This window comes from Pseudomonas sp. E315, from assembly GCF_055406205.1.
This window is the reverse complement of sequence record NZ_JBUZPJ010000010.1, coordinates 73,701-89,477: the sequence shown is the minus strand read 5'-3', so window position 1 is coordinate 89,477 and position 15,777 is coordinate 73,701. Positions and strand designations below refer to the sequence as shown.

General features: G+C 57.0%; 14 protein-coding genes and 1 pseudogene. 4 read left to right on the top strand and 11 right to left on the bottom strand.

Features of this window, described 5'->3' with window-relative positions; genetic code table 11:
- Positions 1-47 precede the first annotated feature (47 nt).
- Genes ACZRJQ_RS15085 through rfbB form a run of 7 tightly spaced genes read right to left on the bottom strand, consistent with a single transcriptional unit; the run spans position 48 to position 6,598 of the window.
- Positions 48-503 (bottom strand): thioesterase domain-containing protein, encoded by a 456-nt coding sequence (locus ACZRJQ_RS15085; RefSeq protein WP_463979128.1) that lies wholly within the window; start codon positions 501-503, stop codon positions 48-50.
- 12 nt (positions 504-515) lie between these two features.
- Positions 516-1,910: a sigma-54-dependent transcriptional regulator gene (locus ACZRJQ_RS15080; RefSeq protein ID WP_463979127.1), complete on the bottom strand. Its 1,395-nt coding sequence runs from the start codon at positions 1,908-1,910 to the stop codon at positions 516-518.
- On the bottom strand, positions 1,910-3,721 hold the full coding sequence (locus tag ACZRJQ_RS15075) for a sensor histidine kinase (RefSeq protein ID WP_463979126.1): 1,812 nt from the start codon (positions 3,719-3,721) through the stop codon (positions 1,910-1,912). Before ACZRJQ_RS15075 ends, ACZRJQ_RS15080 begins: the two co-directional genes overlap by 1 nt.
- A 36-nt stretch (positions 3,722-3,757) precedes the next feature.
- Positions 3,758-4,642, bottom strand: coding sequence for a dTDP-4-dehydrorhamnose reductase (rfbD, locus tag ACZRJQ_RS15070; protein ID WP_463979125.1), 885 nt, complete (start codon positions 4,640-4,642; stop codon positions 3,758-3,760).
- On the bottom strand, positions 4,639-5,187 hold the full coding sequence (gene rfbC, locus ACZRJQ_RS15065) for a dTDP-4-dehydrorhamnose 3,5-epimerase (protein WP_463979124.1): 549 nt from the start codon (positions 5,185-5,187) through the stop codon (positions 4,639-4,641). Before rfbC ends, rfbD begins: the two co-directional genes overlap by 4 nt.
- Positions 5,184-5,519, bottom strand: coding sequence for a sugar phosphate nucleotidyltransferase (locus ACZRJQ_RS15060; protein WP_463979123.1), 336 nt, complete (start codon positions 5,517-5,519; stop codon positions 5,184-5,186). The genes rfbC and ACZRJQ_RS15060 overlap by 4 nt, the downstream gene beginning before the upstream one ends.
- Complete coding sequence (gene rfbB / locus ACZRJQ_RS15055; RefSeq protein ID WP_463979122.1) at positions 5,516-6,598, bottom strand: dTDP-glucose 4,6-dehydratase; 1,083 nt, start codon at positions 6,596-6,598, stop codon at positions 5,516-5,518. Before rfbB ends, ACZRJQ_RS15060 begins: the two co-directional genes overlap by 4 nt.
- Before the next feature lie 230 nt (positions 6,599-6,828).
- Here rfbB and ACZRJQ_RS15050 point away from each other — a divergent pair.
- The 3 genes and pseudogenes from ACZRJQ_RS15050 to ACZRJQ_RS15040 all read left to right on the top strand — a co-directional run.
- Positions 6,829-7,031 (top strand): annotated as a pseudogene (locus tag ACZRJQ_RS15050) (N-carbamoylputrescine amidase); the annotation flags it as partial.
- Positions 7,028-8,134 (top strand): agmatine deiminase, encoded by a 1,107-nt coding sequence (aguA, locus tag ACZRJQ_RS15045; RefSeq protein WP_463979121.1) that lies wholly within the window; start codon positions 7,028-7,030, stop codon positions 8,132-8,134. The pseudogene ACZRJQ_RS15050 and the gene aguA, both read left to right, overlap by 4 nt.
- Before the next feature lie 229 nt (positions 8,135-8,363).
- Positions 8,364-8,567 (top strand): hypothetical protein, encoded by a 204-nt coding sequence (locus ACZRJQ_RS15040; RefSeq protein ID WP_463979120.1) that lies wholly within the window; start codon positions 8,364-8,366, stop codon positions 8,565-8,567.
- Positions 8,568-8,618: 51 nt separating this feature from the next.
- Here ACZRJQ_RS15040 and ACZRJQ_RS15035 read toward each other — a convergent pair whose 3' ends face one another.
- Positions 8,619-10,697, bottom strand: a complete 2,079-nt coding sequence (locus tag ACZRJQ_RS15035) for a TonB-dependent receptor (protein WP_463979119.1) — start codon at positions 10,695-10,697, stop codon at positions 8,619-8,621.
- Between the two features lie 461 nt (positions 10,698-11,158).
- Here ACZRJQ_RS15035 and ACZRJQ_RS15030 point away from each other — a divergent pair, with 461 nt between their 5' ends.
- On the top strand, positions 11,159-12,439 hold the full coding sequence (locus ACZRJQ_RS15030; RefSeq protein ID WP_463979118.1) for an OprD family porin: 1,281 nt from the start codon (positions 11,159-11,161) through the stop codon (positions 12,437-12,439).
- Between the two features lie 231 nt (positions 12,440-12,670).
- Here ACZRJQ_RS15030 and ACZRJQ_RS15025 read toward each other — a convergent pair whose 3' ends face one another.
- From ACZRJQ_RS15025 to ACZRJQ_RS15015, 3 genes are read right to left on the bottom strand one after another with little or no spacing between them, the layout of a single operon-like run.
- Entirely contained in the window at positions 12,671-14,107 is a 1,437-nt protein-coding gene (locus ACZRJQ_RS15025; protein WP_463979117.1) for an MFS transporter, read from the bottom strand.
- Positions 14,108-14,163: 56 nt separating this feature from the next.
- The gene (gene aroE, locus ACZRJQ_RS15020; RefSeq protein WP_463979116.1) at positions 14,164-14,979 is read right to left on the bottom strand and encodes a shikimate dehydrogenase; all 816 of its coding nucleotides are present in this window, start codon (positions 14,977-14,979) and stop codon (positions 14,164-14,166) included.
- Positions 14,980-15,000: 21 nt separating this feature from the next.
- On the bottom strand, positions 15,001-15,765 hold the full coding sequence (locus ACZRJQ_RS15015; RefSeq protein ID WP_463979115.1) for an SDR family NAD(P)-dependent oxidoreductase: 765 nt from the start codon (positions 15,763-15,765) through the stop codon (positions 15,001-15,003).
- Positions 15,766-15,777 lie beyond the last annotated feature (12 nt).

Here is a 15,777-nt window from a genome sequence, read left to right as displayed (position 1 = left end):
CCGCTAGTAGCCATAAGACGCGCAGCAGTAGGCGCCCATGCAGGTGTTTAACGGTGCAACACGTATTGCCCTTTAAATTTAACCGCATCGTCTTCGCCCTCGGCGTTGATCACGCGTGTATCGAGACTCAAGCGTGCGCGGCCGTGGCGTTTGTACATGGCTAAAAATTTATTCCAGGCCGCGGCAGTGGGCGCATCGCACAGCACGATTGCGTCTTGGGTCACAGGCAGCGGGTAGCTGATGTGGCCTTCTTGAATCACGATGTGCCCGTCTTCGATCCCCGCGTCACGCAAGCTCAAGTGCAGCCAGCCCCACCCCGCCAGCACAGCGCCGCAGTACAGGCTGCCGCCAAACATGGTGCTTTTGTGGTTGATGTTGGCGTCCAGTGGTAATTGCAGGCGCAACTGTTGGTCGTGCCAACTCAATACTTTGAGACCCATTTCACGCGTGAGCGGAATGTCGTGATGGAGGACGGATTCCAGATAACGGCTGTCGCGATTCATGCAAAGGCCTCTTCAATCAAGCTCATCAGGATGGGGGTGGCTACCGCTCTCGAAGTGCAGGCCATGTTTGCGCAATTTGTCGTGCAGGGTTTTACGCGGCACGCCCAATGCCTCAGCCAAACTGCGCATTGAGCTGTGAGAGCGTTCTAGTTCGGCAGCAATCAGGCTTTTTTCGAAGTGTTCCACCTGTTCACTCAACCCGCCCGAGACTTCAAGAGCGGACGATTGCGTGCCTTGGGCCGATTGATCGTCCAAGGCCAACTCCAACCCCAGTGCAAAGCGTTCGGCGACGTTTTGCAGCTCTCGCACGTTGCCCGGCCAGTTGTGGCGCAGCAGTAAGGCGCGGTGCGCCGGTTGCAGTACATTGGCAGGCAAGCCGTGGCGAGTGCTGGCTTCGTCAGCAAAGTGCTGGAACAGCATCAGTGCGTCTTCGCCCCGCTCGCGCAACGGCGCAATTCGTAACGGCGCGACGTTCAGCCGGTAATACAAGTCGGCGCGAAACCGGCCTTGATCTGCGGCTTGGCGCAGGTCTTCCTTGGTGGCGGCAATCACTCGGATATCCAGCGGGATCAGTTGATTGCCGCCCAAGCGTTCAACCACCCGTTCTTGTAACAGGCGCAGCAGTTTGACTTGCACGTCTAAACTCATGCTTTCGATTTCATCGAGGAACAACGTGCCGCCATTGGCAAACTCAAACTTGCCGATGCGGCGCTTTTGCGCGCCGGTGAACGCACCGGGTTCGTGGCCGAACAGTTCGCTCTCGACGACCGATTCGGCCAATGCACCCGCGTTGATCGCCACAAACGGCCCGTTACGACGATTGGACAAGTCATGCAGCGCCCGTGCGACCACTTCTTTGCCCGAGCCCGTTTCGCCCAGAATCAGCACGTCCGCTTTGGTGGCGGCCAGTGCGCCGATTTGCTCGCGCAGGCGCAGCATGGCGGGTGATTGCCCCACCAGCCGGGTGCTCAGTTGTTGCCGATCACTCAGGGCCAGTCGCAGGCTGCGGTTGTCCAATACCAAAGCGCGCAGGGCCAGCGCCCGGCGCACGCTGTCGATTAACGCGTCGCTGGCAAAGGGTTTTTCCAGAAAGTCGTAAGCCCCCGAACGCATTGCTTGCACCGCGAGCGGCACGTCGCCGTGGCCAGTAATCAACAGCACCGGCAGCTCAGGGTCTTGGGCGTGCAGTTGGGCCAGCAACTCAAGGCCGTCCATGCCCGGCATACGGATGTCGCTCACCACCACGCCCGGCCAGTCGCGGCCGACACGTTCGGCAAGCCCTGTGGCTTGAGCCAGCGGCAGTACGTTAAGACCGGCCAGATCCAGCGTTTGAGTGAGCGCTTGGCGCAGGTGCGGGTCATCATCGATCAGGATGATCTGAACGCGTGGGTCGATGGGTTGGCTCATCACCTGGAGTCCTCTGAAGCTTGCAAGCTGACGCCCGGCGCTCCCGCGCGCAGTCGCAGGGTAATTAAGGCGCCGCCTTCTTTATGGTTGGCAAATAGCAGTTCGCCGCCAAACGCTCGGATCAATGTGTCGCAAATGGCCAACCCCAAGCCCAAGCCCTGGGTGCGGGTTTTGGTGGTGTAAAAGGGCTCGCCGGCTCGGCCTAAGGCCTCCATGCAAAACCCCGGGCCGTTGTCGCGAATGTGCAACGTGACGCCTTGCGCCGTGGATTGGGCGCTGAGCCACAAACGGCGCGGAGGGCCTTTTTCAGTCAACGCATCCAGTGCGTTAGCCAGCAGGTTGCCCAACACTTGGCGCAAGCGCGTTTCGCCCGCTTCGACCCACAAGGTGGCGGCGGGCAAGTCGCGAATCAGTTCTACTTCCATGCTGCGTCGGCGTTTGGCCAGCAGTGCCAAGGCGTCGTCTAGCGCAGGTTGCAGGGCAACACTTTCAGGTGCGTGACGATCACGCCGGGCAAAGGCGCGCAGGTGGGCGATGATCGATGCCATGCGCCCGGTCAGTTCGTTGATCAGTTTGAGGTTGCCGCGGGCATCGTCGATGCGTTGGTGATCGAGCAGCACTTCAGCGTTTTCGGCGTAACTGCGGATAGCGGCCAGTGGCTGGTTGAGTTCGTGGCTGATGCTGGCTGACATGGTGCCCAGCGCCGAGAGTTTGCCTGCTTGCACCAAATCGTCCTGCGCGCGCACCAACTCTTGCTGGGCGTGCTCACGCTCCAGCACCTCTTTGCGCAGTCGCTGGTTGAGGCCTTCCAGATCGCTGGTACGTTCGGCCACACGCATTTCCAGTTCACGCCGGGCCTTGCCTTCGAAGGCGATGCGCTCAAGGTAGTGACGGCGGCGCTGCATCATCAGACTGATCAACAACATGACCACCAGCAAGGTCGCGCCGCCAATGGCCAACGCTGTACGCACGGGGCGGTCGATCAAGGTTCGCGGCGCGAGAATGTTGACGCTCCAGCCGGTTTCGTCAATTTTCTGGGTTTGCACCAGCCAGGCATTCAAGTCGAGGTTCAGCGGCTGCGGGTCACGAGTCGGGTAGGGCAGGATGGCGAAAATGGCCTGGCGCTCTTCTTCGGACAACTCGCGGGTGGCTCTAAAACGCCACTCTGGGCGTGAGGTAAGGATGACCACGCCGTTGTGGTCGGTCATCAGCAGTTGTTCAGGGGTTTTGCCCCACAGGCGTTCGGTGTGATCGAGATCGACTTTGACCACCAACACACCGATTTTTTGGTCACCGTCGGTGATGGCGGCGGCAAAGAAGTAGCCGCGTTTGCCGGATGTAGTGCCTAACCCGAAGAAGCGCCCCAATTTGCCTTCCATTGCTTCGCTGAAATAGGGGCGAAAGGCGAAGTTACGCCCGATGAAACTGTCTTTTTTGTCCCAGTTGGAGGCAGCAAGGGTGTCGCCGTGAGCGTCCATCAAGTACATGACCTCAGCGCCGGTTTTTCGGCTGATGTCATTGAGCAACTGGTTGGCATTGCCGACGGTTTGCGGGTCTTCCGGGGTGGAGAGCACTGCGCGCAATGCAGGCAGCTCACCGAGAATTTGTGGCAGCACTTCGTAACGATGCAACGTGCCCAGCAGGTTGGCCACATACAAATCGAGGGTTTGAAGGTTTTGCCCGGCCAGCTCATTGCGGTAATAGCGCTCGGCCAGATGTTGCAGTGGCCACAATAAGGGCGCCAGGCACAGCGCCAAAAGGGCCAAGCTGCGCCAGCGGGGTCTGCGAGGAGTGGGTGGAGTTTTAATCATCGGAATAATGCGCCGCGAATGTACGGCGCATTATGCCTAGCCTTGCTCAGCTAAACACTCGCGCAATGCGGTGTGCCAATCGGGCTGAGCCACGTGCCAGTCACGTTCGAGTTTGCTGCAATCGAGCCGTGAGTTGAGCGGGCGCTTGGCTGGCGTTGGGTAGGCGCTGCTCGGAATGGCTTGGAGGATGGCGCAGCGCTTGTTTTGAGCAATTAACTGCTCACCAATGGCTTGAGCAAAACCGAACCATGAGGTTTGGCCGTGGGCGGTCAGGTGATAAATGCCCGAGGCTCTATTTTTGCCGGCTTGCCAGTGTTCAATCAGTTGCCGTGTGCTCTGGGCAATTGTGCCTGCCCATGTGGGCGCGCCAATCTGATCCGCTACCACGCGCAGTTCGGGTTTTTCTTGCAGTAAGCGCTGCATGCTCAGCAAAAAGTTTTTGCCGTGGTTGGCGTACACCCAACTGGTGCGCAAGATCAAATAGTCACCGCCGACTCGCGCAATGGCGCGCTCGCCCATCAGCTTGCTTTTACCGTAAACGTTCAGTGGATTCGGCTCATCGTCTTCGGTGTAGGGCGTCGTCTTGGTACCGTCAAACACGTAGTCGGTGGAGTAATGGATCAGGGGGATGCCTAACGCTTTGGCCTCTTCAGCGAAAACACCGGGGGCTGTGCCGTTGATGGTGTTGGCCAATTCAGGCTCGTGCTCGGCCAGATCGACAGCGGTATAAGCGGCGGCGTTGATAATCAGGTCGGGTTTGTGTGCCCGAACCTGCGCCCGAATGTGCTCGGGGTGGCTTAGATCCAGCTCATCACGCCCCAGCACAATCAGCTCGCCTAAATCGACGAGCCGCTTTTGCAGCTCAATTGAAAGTTGACCGGTCTTACCGCTGATGAGGATCTTCAGCGATGGCGTGCTCATGGGAACAACTCAGCCTCATCAAGGGCACAACCGACTTGATCCTTGGCGGACAGCAGCGGTACATGGCCATTTAGTTGCCAGTCAATGTTCAGTTGCCGATCGTCCCAGCGGATGCAGCGCTCGGCTGAAGGCGTGTAGTAATCCGTGGTCTTATACATCACGTCCGCAGAGTTACTTAAGACCAAAAAGCCATGCGCGAAGCCGGGGGGGATCCAGAGTTGATGGGCATTTTTGGCGGATAAACGCTTGCTGGTCCAGCGCCCAAAGTTGGACGAGCTGCGACGAATATCGACCGCGACATCCAGAATTTCACCGGCTGTGACGCGCACCAGTTTTCCCTGAGGGTGGTCGATTTGATAATGCAGGCCACGCAAAACGTTTTGCTTTGAATGCGAGTGGTTGTCTTGTACGAACTTGCCCTGAAAGCCGGTTTCTTTTTCGAACGCGCGCTCGTTGAAGCTCTCATAGAAAAAGCCGCGGGCATCTTCAAACACGTTGGGTTCGAGAATCATGACGCCTGGCAAATCGCTTGTGATGATTGTCATGGGTGGTCCCCCGCCAGACCGTACAGATATTGACCATAGCCGCTTTTGCCAAAATAACGCGCACGCTCCAACACGTGATCGCGGTCGATCCAACCCTTGTTGTAGGCGATCTCCTCGAGGCACGCGACCTTCAAGCCTTGGCGCTGTTCAATGGTTTGAACGTACTGCGGCGCTTTGAGCAAGATGTCGCGAATACCGGCCAGCATCAACACAGATATCGGGTAATAAATCATCGGCTTGTCATAGACCGGCAGCAGTTGCTTCGAAACACTCAGGGTGATCGGGTGCAGGCGTGTGCCTGAGCCACCGGCTAGAACAATACCTTTTGTCATGCAATCAGATCCTTAGGGTCTGTGTAGCCAAGACGCTGACCTTGATAGCTGCCGTCCTGAACGTTTTTGCACCACTCCAGGTTGTCCAAATACCATTGCACGGTTTTGCGCAGACCCGTTTCGAAGGTTTCTTCTGGTACCCAGCCAAGCTCACGTTCGATTTTGCTCGCATCAATGGCATAACGCAGGTCATGGCCTGGGCGGTCTTTGACGAAGGTGATCAGGTCAGCAAATTGCGCAACACCTGCCGGGTGCTGCGGGGCAAGTTCTTCAAGCAGGGCGCAGATTCCGCGCACCACGTCGATGTTCGTTTGCTCGTTGTGGCCGCCAATGTTGTAGGTTTGGCCCACAGTGCCTTCGGTCACAACTTTGAGCAGTGCACGCGCGTGATCTTCGACGAACAGCCAGTCACGCACTTGCAGGCCGTTGCCATACACCGGCAGCGGTTTGCCTGCCAGCGCATTGAGGATCACCAGCGGGATCAGTTTTTCCGGGAAGTGGAACGGGCCGTAGTTGTTTGAACAGTTGGTCAGCAATACCGGCAGGCCGTAGGTGCGGTTCCAGGCGCGGACCAAATGGTCAGACGCCGCTTTACTGGCTGAGTATGGCGAGCTTGGCGCGTAGGGCGTGGTTTCGGTGAACAGGTCGTCGACGCCGTGCAGGTCGCCATACACTTCGTCGGTGGAAATGTGGTGGAAACGGAACTCACTTTTAGCCGGCTCTTCAAGGCGCGACCAATAGGCCCGGGCGGCCTCAAGCAGGCTGTAAGTGCCCACAATGTTGGTTTGGATAAAGTCGGATGGGCCGTCAATGGAGCGGTCCACGTGCGACTCCGCGGCCAAGTGCATGATGGCCTGCGGCTGGAAGCGTTCGATCACGGCGCTGACGGTGGCTTGATCGACAATATCGGCTTGTACGAACTCGTAGCGGGTGTCAGTGACGATGCTGTGCAGCGATTCAAGGTTGCCGGCGTAGGTCAGCTTGTCCAGATTGAGCACTTCATGCTCTGTATTTTTGATCAGATGACGGATCAAAGCTGAACCAATAAAGCCGGCGCCGCCGGTCACTAAAATGCGCATGTGGATGTTCCTTATTCCCTGACGGTGTTTAAACGTTTGGCGCATAGCTTGTGGGCAGGCAACAAGCGGTGCAAGCAGAAGTCAGTAACGAGGGCGAGCCGTTAGGGATGAGCAAATTTTATTTCCGATTAATATCGATAAAAATCGCCTTTAAGATGGTTTTTAGTCAATTAATACATTTTATTATGGATATTTATCGGCTATAAAGGGCCTTGTCGCTCACGTATAACAGCACGCCGCACGACACGCGCATTTCGTCCCGTGATCACTGGCAACGCGTGCAGCGGGGTGATGCTGGCGCTAACCTGATGCCTTTGACCTTGACGAGCGGGCGCTTATTCGCTGCGCGTGGGGTACTTTTTGTGATTGCCGGCCGGGTTTGTACGGCGCGATCAAAACCCTTGATGGTTCTCTGGAGCCCAGAAAACGATGACTACGTTGCACAGTTCCCCTCGCGCTGATGGTTTTCACATGCCCGCCGAATGGGCGCCACAAACCCAAACCTGGATGATCTGGCCCGAGCGCCCGGACAACTGGCGTTTGGGTGGCAAGCCCGCTCAGGCTGCCCACGCGGCGGTGGCAAAGGCCATTGCGCGCTTTGAGCCCGTCACTGTCGGCGTGTCGGCCGCGCAATATGAAAACGCCCGTGCCCAGCTCAACGTGCCCAATATTCGCGTGGTTGAAATGTCCAGCGATGATGCGTGGGTACGTGACAGCGGGCCAACGTTTGTGATCAACAACAGCGGTGAAGTTCGGGGTGTGAACTGGGACTTCAACGCATGGGGCGGGTTTGACGGTGGCTTGTACTTCCCGTGGAATCGCGATCAGCAAGTGGGCAGCAAGGTGCTGGAAATCGAGCGTTGCCCGCGCTACTACACCGAGGGCTTTGTGCTTGAAGGTGGCTCGATCCACGTGGATGGCGAGGGTACGCTGATCACCACAGCCGAGTGCCTGATGAACCGCAATCGCAACCCGCACTTGTCGCGTGAAGAGATTGAAGGCGTGCTGCGCATGCACTTGGCTGTGGATAAGATCATTTGGCTGCCAGATGGCTTGTTCAACGATGAAACCGACGGCCATGTGGATAACTTTTGCTGCTACGTTGCGCCGGGGGAAGTGCTGCTGGCCTGGACGGACGATGAGCAAGACCCGAACTACGCTCGCTGCCACGCGGCGATGAATGTGTTAGTAACGAGCACTGATGCTAAAGGTCGCCCTTTTTTGGTGCATAAAATGCCGATTCCGGGCCCGATGTACGCCACTCAAGAAGAGTGCGATGGCGTTGATCTGGTCGCGGGCAGCCAGGAGCGCAACCCTTCGGTGCGTTTGGCTGGCTCTTACGTGAACTTCTTGATCGTTAACGGCGGCATTATCGCGCCGAGCTTTGATGATCCGATGGACGGCGAAGCCAAGAAAATCCTGCAGGGGCTATTCCCCCAGCATGAGGTGGTAATGGTGCCGGGCCGTGAACTCTTGCTGGGTGGCGGCAATATTCATTGTCTGACTCAACAACAGCCAGCGCCTTATAAGGCTTAAGCCAGCCGTTTAAGCCGTTAACTGGTCTGCATAAAAACCCGCTGTCCGAAAGGACTGCGGGTTTTTTGTTCCAGATCAAAAGGTTAATTAAAAAATTGGTATAGATTTTGTAAAAGAGTTCATAAAAAAGATCGAAGGGAGCCATGCCCAGACTCGTTTGCTTCAGGCGGCGATGTTCTGTCACACACCTTGAGTACATTTGCGGCTCAAGTACCTGGAGAGCGCTGTCATGAACGTATTTTGCGAGCGCGTTTCGCGGCCCCAATCGGTAAGCCGTGAGTCGCTTCTCGTTCTGGCCAATTGGTTTAAACGCAATGGACCGTGCAATAACAATTCAGGCCAGTCTGCTTATCAACTGCTTCGCGAACGTTACCCGGCCGGGTTGTTCAGCGAAGCCGAATTGGAGGCTCTGTCGGGAGTATTGATGAGTTGATACACCTGCGCAGGAGTGAGTGCGCTCGCTCCTGCCAGTGGAATGTGCAATTTAGAACTTATACGTCCCTGTCATGACCAGGCTGCGCGGTTCGCCCGGCATGATCTGTGCCCCGCTGGTCGCTGACGCGTAGTAGTAACGATCAGTGAGGTTGGTCAGCGCGCCCGTGACGTCCCAATCCTGCTCGCGATACCCTACCAGCGCATCCCAGCGCCCGTAACCCGGTAAGACCACGGTGTTTTGGTTGTCAGCAAAACGTTGGCCAACCAAGGTCAGGCCTGTTTCGGCGTACCAGCCCATTTCTGGTTTCCAGGTAATAAACAGACTGGCGTTGTGTTTGGCCACGCCGCTGATGCGCGTGCCTTCAAGCCCATTGTTGTCTTTGACCACCGTTGCGTTTTGCACCCCCACGCCACCGCGCATATACCAGTTGCCGCCGAGTTTGCCACTGGCGGTCAGCTCTATGCCGCGTGAGCGTTGCAGGCCAGAGAGCAGGGTTATGGTTGGATCATCTGGGTCTTTGGTGCGACGGTTGTAGAGCTCCAGCTCATAAATCGCCAGCGTGGTGCTCAGTCGATCATCCAGCCAGTCGCTTTTTACGCCGATCTCTTTTTGCTTGGTCAGTTCAGGGCTCAGGTCGTTGGTATTGCCTGCCGCGCCCGGCGTAATGCCGATCAAACCGCCGCCCACGGGCGAAAAGGTTTTGGTCCACGATGCGTAAAACGAGTGGTTGTCCAGTGGCGTCCAGACCACGCCCAAACGAGGGCTGGTGCTGTGGCTTTTGCGCGCTTCGGTGATGTTTTTCAGGTTGCTGGTCGATTCAACTTCAAAACGGTCATAGCGCAAGCCTGCCAGTACTTGCCATTGATCGTTGAGGCGAATTTGATCTTGCACATACAGGCCTCTGCTTTGCACTTCAGTGTGGTTGTCGCTGGCAATCACCATCGGCCCGGTAGGGCGCAAATGGCGGTCCGGGTTGTACACATCAACCTGAGGCACACCTTTGGCGCTATAGAGTTTTGGATCGCGACGTTGGCTACCGACTTCCAGACCGGTCAGCAGACGATGCTCTAGCCCGAAAGTGTCGAAGGTGCCTTCTATTTCGACGTTGTTAAAGAGGTTGCGGGTGGTCATGTCTTGCTGCCAGCTCTGACGATTGACCTTGTGGGTTTTGGTGTCGTAACCGGTCAGGTAGGTGTTTTCGAACTGACTGTCGAGCGTGAACACGCCCAAGGTGTGGCGCAGTTGCCAGTTGTCGCTCAACTCGTAGCTGAGTTTGGAGCGCAAGGTTTGAGTTTTGTCGTCGATGAAGTCGTTTTGCCCGCCGTAGGTGGTTTTACGGCTGACATCGGCTGGGCGGCCATTAATGCTCGCAATGCCGCGGTCTGGCGTGCGGTTGTAGCGACTGTATTCGTATTGCACCAGCCAGTTCAGGTCGGGGTTGATCTGCCAGCTCATCGACGGTGCAAACAGTTGGCGGTTGCCACTGACGTGATCGCGGAAGCTGTTTTTGTCCTCGTTACCCATGTTCAGGCGCAGGCTGATGGTGTCACTTGGGTCGGCGCTGAGGTCTGCGTACAGGCCGCGCAGGTCATCGCTGCCGCCTTGTGCCTGAATGCTCGACTGACGCCCAAATTGCGGCATTTTGCTCACACGGTTGATGATCCCGCCTTGGCTGCCTCGTCCGTAGAGCACCGCTGCCGGGCCTTTGAGTACCTCGATGCGCTCAATGTTATGCAGGTCGCGCACGTATTGGCTGTCGTCGCGAATACCGTCCAGATAAAAGTCGTTACTGGCGTCGAAGCCTCGGATGCGCAGGCTGTCAAAACGGGTATCAGCGGTACTGCTGACGTTGGGGACACCACTTAAGGCTTCGCCCAGGCTGTTGATTCCGTAGTCCAGCAGATTGCTGGTTTTTACCGAGTCGATGGCTTGTGGCACATAGCGCGCCGGGGTTGAGGTGCGGGTGGCGGTGGTGACGTCTTTGACACGCGGGTCATCGGCATCGGTCTCGGCTTCGCTGGCGTTGATGGCAAGTTCTGGCAGGGTGGTGGCAGCTTGACTGAATCCGACGTACAGCAAAGCGCAAAGCCCCAAATTAAGGGGCATTAAGCGATAGGGGGACAACATGGTTGAGAGACTTCCGAGAGGGTTAAAGCGGTTCTATTTTTTAGGGTGCAAATAGTAATGGTTCTTGTTAGCTGATGTTAATTATTACCACTGATGCTCTCGGTAAAAGTATTTCTATATATTGCTTGGCGGTGAAAATCTCGAAAAACGCCTCTGCACGTGCCTCGCAACAGGCGCGTCATTTTGTCCGTGGCAGGGTGTAAGGGCGTAATGCTGGCGGGCTTTCACCGATGAACTGTCGCGACCACAAAAGGCTATGGAAGTTTCATCAAATTGACACTTTGCCGTAGTGAAAGATAGGATCGCCGTCAACGCCTGTGGGGAAAGCCATACAGCAACTCTTCGAAAGACCTGCACCGCGTCTTCGGTAAAGGTCTTTTTTGTTTATGTGAAGCAACCACCACTCAATGTTTCAGCTTGATAGCCACAGCGCGCCTTTATTCAGAAATAAGGAAAATAAAATGTTGAACAAACGGATAGGTCTGCTCGCTTTGGGTGTGCTCAGTGCTACCCAAGCCATGGCTAACGATCAAGCTGACGCAAAAGGTTTTGTAGAAGACAGCCACCTCAATGTGCTGGTGCGCAACGCTTACATTAGCCGCGATTACAAACACGGTAACCACGACAAAGCAGAATGGGGCCAAGGCTTCCTCGGCACTTTCACTTCCGGCTTTACCCAAGGCACCGTCGGTGTGGGTGTGGATGCGTTCGGTATTTACGCACTGCGTTTGGGCAGCGAAGGCAAGCTCAGCGGCGCGGGCGGCATCGACTTCTTCAAAGTTGGCGATAGCGGCAAAGCGGCCAAAGACATTGCCAAAGCAGGCGCTGCGGTTAAGTTCCGCGTGTCCAATACCGTGCTCAAGTACGGTAATCAAATGCCAGCACTGCCGGTACTGATGTACGACAACTCGCGTCTGATGCCAGAAAGCTACACCGGTACTTTGTTGACCTCCAAGGAAATCGAAGGCCTTGAGCTTAACGTGGGTCGTTTCACCGCTGAGTCGCGTAAAAGTGCTCAAGCCCGTGACACTGGCCTGAAAAGCATCAACGTATTCGGTGGTAGCTACAAGTTCACCGAAAACTTCTCGGCCTCCCTGTACGCTTCCGACATGGAAGACGTGCTGCGCAAGCAATACGTGGGCATGACCTACGCGCTGCCGCTGCAAGACAAGCAGTCGCTGACGTTTGACTTTAACGGCTACCGCACGCACCTGAACTCTGACTACGCACGCGACGTGCTGGAAGTTAATGGTCAGGACAACAAGATCTGGAGCTTGGCGGCCACCTACGCGTTTGACGCGCACTCGGTGATCGTGGCTTACCAGCAGAGCACGGGCGAAACCGGCTACCAGTATGGCGGCTACGCCAATGACCACGGCGTGGGCGACGGCGGCAACACCATTCTGCTGGCCAACTCCTACTGGTCTGACTTCAACGCCAAGGACGAACGTTCGTGGCAGTTGGGCTATGGCTTTGACTTCGGGGCTGTTGGTATTCCGGGCCTGACCTACAACATCGCTTACGTGCGCGGTAACAACATCGACGACGGTTCAGGCCGTGGCCGTGGCAACGAGCGTGAAATCTTCAACCAGGCTAAATACGTTGTACAAAGCGGCCCGGCTAAAGACTTGAGCGTGCGCCTGCGTGGCTCATGGTTGCGCGTGTCGAACAACGCCGACAAGTACAACAAAGAAGGTAACGAAGTACGCGTATTCGTTGATTACCCAATCAACGTGTTCTGATGCCGCTGGCCTGTTAAGCAGGCCACACAGCTGAACAAACGCGTCTAAAAAACACCCCAAACCTCGGACCCTCGTCCTGAGGGTTGGGGTGTTTTTTTATGCGTGCAATCCATCAAGCTCGCACCTACAGTTGCCCTTAAGTGAACAGTCTTACGGTAGGTGCGAGCACGTTCTGTGTCGTGAAGTCAGGCAATACGGTGCATCAGCCATACCGCTTTAGTAAGTTCAGCATCACGCTGTAGGTGTGAAGGCGCTGGACGGGGCCGGGTTGGCTGTTACGGCGTTGGCTATTTCCCAGGCATCACGCGGCTCATCCAAGTCGCGGTTGAGTGTTTCTGGGGTCTTGAACGTAGCGTAAAGGGTAATCAGCGTGAGCAGCGCCAGATAACAGGCAATCGGTAGCCATGCGCCGATACCGGCGCTGGCGTCGCCATCGTTGTTTGCCACCACCAGAGCGATGATTGCTGCACCGATCATCGGCGCAATGCCACCGGCAATCACTGCCGAGGCTTCCCGGGCTATCGACACCCCCATGTAGCGGTGGCGTGAGCCGAACAGCTCTGGCATGAGCGCCGCCTGAGTGCCGAACATGCCCCACGTGCCGATGCCCAGCGCGATGGAGATAGCAATGATGCTCGCCACCACGTTGCCCAGGCTGAGCACCCACCACACCGGAAAGGCCAGTGCCAGTTGCAGCAGTGCGAAGGCTCGGTAAACCACCACACGCCCAAAGCGGTCGCTGAGCTTGCCAGCAATCGGCACAGTGATCGCGCCGAGGCTGGCCGCGCAGATAAGCGTGAGCACGCCCACCGGCCCTTGTAGCCCCACTACACCGACGATGTAGCTCACAGCCAGCGCCTGATAAATCGATGAACCGCCGTTTTCGCCCAGACGCAGGCCGATGCCGATCAGCAAGGTCGGTTTGGAGTGTTTCATTGCACTTTTCAGTGGGTTAACACAGACGCGCTTGAGTGCCTTGAGGCGGATGAAAGTAGGTGACTCCTTGAGTGATAGACGCATGTACAGGCCCAGCGCAACGATCACCACACTGCTGAAGAACGGTATGCGCCAAAGCCCGCTCTCGATCACGTTGTCATTGCCAGTCACCACCAAGAAATACACCAATGCCGCGAGAATGGTGCCCAATTGGATGCCCAAAAACGGTAAGGCTGCGTAGAAGCCGCGTCGGCCCTCGGGTGCGTATTCGGTCATCATTACCGCTGCCCCGGCTTGTTCGGCCCCTGCGCCCAGCCCTTGGAGCAAGCGCAAAATCACCAGCAGCACCGGCGCCAAATAACCGACCTCGTGGAAGGTTGGCAAGGCGCCAATCAGGGTGCTGGAAATACCCATCAGCAACACCGTCGACGTCAGCACAAACTTACGACCCACGCGATCACCGATCATGCCGAACAGCACACCGCCCAGTGGCCGTATCGCAAAGCCCAAAAAGTAGGTGCCAAAACTGGCGATCAGGCTCATGGCCCGGGTCTGTTCAGGAAAGAACAGAGGCCCGAAGATCAGCGCAGCGGCCAGTGTGTAAAGCGCAAAATCGTAGTACTCCAGGGCACTGCCCAAAGAGCAGGCCCAAGCGGCACGGTGCAGGTCTTTCTTGTGTGCTTGAGCGTCGGGGTTCAAGGCGGTGTCGGATGGCGAATGATCGTGAGTCATCTTGGTACCTCCAGGTGCCTTTACGGCATCTTGTTATGGACTGGTCGTTGGGTCGCTTACAGTTTCAACCGCTGTATTTCCTGGAGCATGGCCTGCTCCATGATGTCGATGGGCGCGTCTTTGCCGGTGTACAACTCAATTTGACGGCAAGCCTGATGCACCAGCATGCGAGTGCCGCTCACGGTGATACAGCCCAGCGCTTTGGCTTGCAGCAGCAGAGCGGTGTGCACTGGCATGAAGGCCACATCCATGACAATCAGATGGCTGGCCAAATGGCCGTCCAACGGATTGCTGTCCGGCTGTTTGAAGCCAACCGAAGTCGCGTTGATGACGATATCGAAGGCCTTGGCCGCAAAGGCTTCGACGCTGCCGCCCCAACGGGCGCCCAAGTCTTCGGCCAGCGCGCCACCGCGTTCGGCACTGCGATTGAACACGGTGACTTGGGCTTGCGCTTGCAGACAGCCGTAAACCACCGCTCGCGCAGCGCCACCCGCACCCAGCACCGCGATACGTTTGCCGCTTAGCTCGGTGACCTCCTGCAAGGCGCGAATCGCACCCAGGTAGTCGGTGTTGTAGCCGGTCAATACACCGTCGACGTTATTGATGGTGTTGACCGCGCCAATCACTTGGGCCGATTCGTCGATCTTGTCCAGATGAGGCATTACCGCTGTTTTGTAGGGCATGGAGACGTTCATGCCGCGCACGCCCAGTGCCCGAATGGCCGCTACGGCAGCAACCGGGTCTTCGACGCCAAAACAGACAAAGGTGTAGTCCAGACCCAAGGCCGCATACGCCGCGTTGTGGATTTTTACTGCGAGCGAAAATGGCGAACCCATGATTGAGCCGCAAAGGGTTGGCAGGGATTGAGGCATGTTGGAGTCCTTGCACGAGAGTTAGACGACGCTGGTCAAGCCACCATCGACGAAAAGGGTCTGGCCGTTCACGAAGTCGGACGCTGGCGAGGCAAGAAATACAGCCGCACCGCACAGCTCTTCAACATTGCCCCAGCGCCCGGCGGGAGTGCGCTTGAGCAGCCAATCGCAGAAAGCTGGATCGTCGACCAGCGCCTGATTCAATTCAGTCTGGAAATAACCCGGAGCCAGCGCGTTGATCTGCAACCCATGACCGGCCCAGTCGGCGCACATGCCACGGGTGAGCATGCGCACGGCGCCTTTGCTGGCGGCATAAGGCGCAATTGAGGGGCGGGCCAGCTCGCTTTGTACCGAGCCGATGTTGATGATCTTGCCGCGCTGGCGAGCGATCATGTGCCGGGCCACTGCCTTGGACACATTGAATACGCCATTGAGGTTGGTATTGATGAGCCGGTTCCAGTCTTCGGCGTTGACGTCTTGAAGTGTCTGACGATGCTGCAACCCGGCGTTGTTGATCAGAATGTCTAGGGGGCCCAAGCGGTTCTCCAGCGCATCGACAGCGGTTGCAACGGCTTGATGGTCGGTTACGTCGAACACCGAGTATTCGACGTTCAGGCCTTCATCGCGCAACAGGGCACAGGCGCCTTGGGCGCGTTCGGCATCGCGGCCATTGAGCACCACCTGAGCGCCCGCTTGTGCCAGGCCGCGCGCCAGAGCCAGGCCAATGCCGCGCACTGAACCGGTGATCAGCGCCCGACGCCGATTAAGGCGAAAGTTGTCGATCATGTGTGCCTCCTT

Bases quoted from the DNA above. Each gene is read 5' to 3' on its own strand.
- ACZRJQ_RS15085 (WP_463979128.1), bottom strand. From the start codon at position 503: ATGAATCGCGACAGCCGTTATCTGGAATCCGTCCTCCATCACGACATT.
- ACZRJQ_RS15080 (WP_463979127.1), bottom strand. From the start codon at position 1,910: ATGAGCCAACCCATCGACCCACGCGTTCAGATCATCCTGATCGATGAT.
- ACZRJQ_RS15075 (WP_463979126.1), bottom strand. From the start codon at position 3,721: ATGATTAAAACTCCACCCACTCCTCGCAGACCCCGCTGGCGCAGCTTG.
- rfbD (WP_463979125.1), bottom strand. From the start codon at position 4,642: ATGAGCACGCCATCGCTGAAGATCCTCATCAGCGGTAAGACCGGTCAA.
- rfbC (WP_463979124.1), bottom strand. From the start codon at position 5,187: ATGACAATCATCACAAGCGATTTGCCAGGCGTCATGATTCTCGAACCC.
- ACZRJQ_RS15060 (WP_463979123.1), bottom strand. From the start codon at position 5,519: ATGACAAAAGGTATTGTTCTAGCCGGTGGCTCAGGCACACGCCTGCAC.
- rfbB (WP_463979122.1), bottom strand. From the start codon at position 6,598: ATGCGCATTTTAGTGACCGGCGGCGCCGGCTTTATTGGTTCAGCTTTG.
- aguA (WP_463979121.1), top strand. From the start codon at position 7,028: ATGACTACGTTGCACAGTTCCCCTCGCGCTGATGGTTTTCACATGCCC.
- ACZRJQ_RS15040 (WP_463979120.1), top strand. From the start codon at position 8,364: ATGAACGTATTTTGCGAGCGCGTTTCGCGGCCCCAATCGGTAAGCCGT.
- ACZRJQ_RS15035 (WP_463979119.1), bottom strand. From the start codon at position 10,697: ATGTTGTCCCCCTATCGCTTAATGCCCCTTAATTTGGGGCTTTGCGCT.
- ACZRJQ_RS15030 (WP_463979118.1), top strand. From the start codon at position 11,159: ATGTTGAACAAACGGATAGGTCTGCTCGCTTTGGGTGTGCTCAGTGCT.
- ACZRJQ_RS15025 (WP_463979117.1), bottom strand. From the start codon at position 14,107: ATGACTCACGATCATTCGCCATCCGACACCGCCTTGAACCCCGACGCT.
- aroE (WP_463979116.1), bottom strand. From the start codon at position 14,979: ATGCCTCAATCCCTGCCAACCCTTTGCGGCTCAATCATGGGTTCGCCA.
- ACZRJQ_RS15015 (WP_463979115.1), bottom strand. From the start codon at position 15,765: ATGATCGACAACTTTCGCCTTAATCGGCGTCGGGCGCTGATCACCGGT.